A 568-nucleotide genomic window follows, 5' to 3' on the forward strand; every position below is an offset into this window, starting at 1 on the left:
TTATTCTAGCGTTTTATATCCAGCTACAAAGAGACGTGCATAGTTAGAACTATTAATACTTTTCACTAATTTGAGGGCATGATTTTTTCCTTCTATTTTATTTTTTTCAGAAGGTGGCTTATGATCATATTTTACTTGTTTTTTTTCTTCTGTACCCGTCTTTGAATCTTTTACTATCTCTTCTAGATAATAGTGTTGCTTAGGATCTAAATCTGTAACTCCTGCACAACGGATGGGTACATTCAAGCCTACTTGATCTTCTTGAACATCTTTTACATCTGTGATATTACAATAAAGGCGCATAAAATGATTAAAATAAATACCATTAAGATTAATTACTGAAACCCCGTAGTCTTCAATATTATTAATATCTTTTCCTTTTAACACCGTTTTAGCAAGCTCTGGGATGATCATTTGTTCAGCAATGCCTTCAACCAAAATAACTCCACTTGCAAAAAGTAGATTTGACTTTGTGATATCTAACCAACGATTCAGAAAATTTAAATTATTTGGAGCTAGACCACAGTCAGCTAAAGCTGTAGCTTGAGGATTTTCATTTTTAGTTAAA

Annotated in this window: 1 protein-coding gene; it reads right to left on the reverse strand. The window is 31.9% G+C overall.

What is annotated here, in order from left to right; genetic code table 11:
* Positions 1-568 (reverse strand): ATP-dependent endonuclease (locus HMPREF0023_RS09175; RefSeq protein WP_008941929.1); only part of this gene is annotated, 568 nt, incomplete at its 5' end.

The sequence above is a fragment of the Acinetobacter sp. ATCC 27244 genome (assembly GCF_000156555.1).
GTDB classification, from domain to species: Bacteria; Pseudomonadota; Gammaproteobacteria; order Pseudomonadales; family Moraxellaceae; genus Acinetobacter; species Acinetobacter haemolyticus.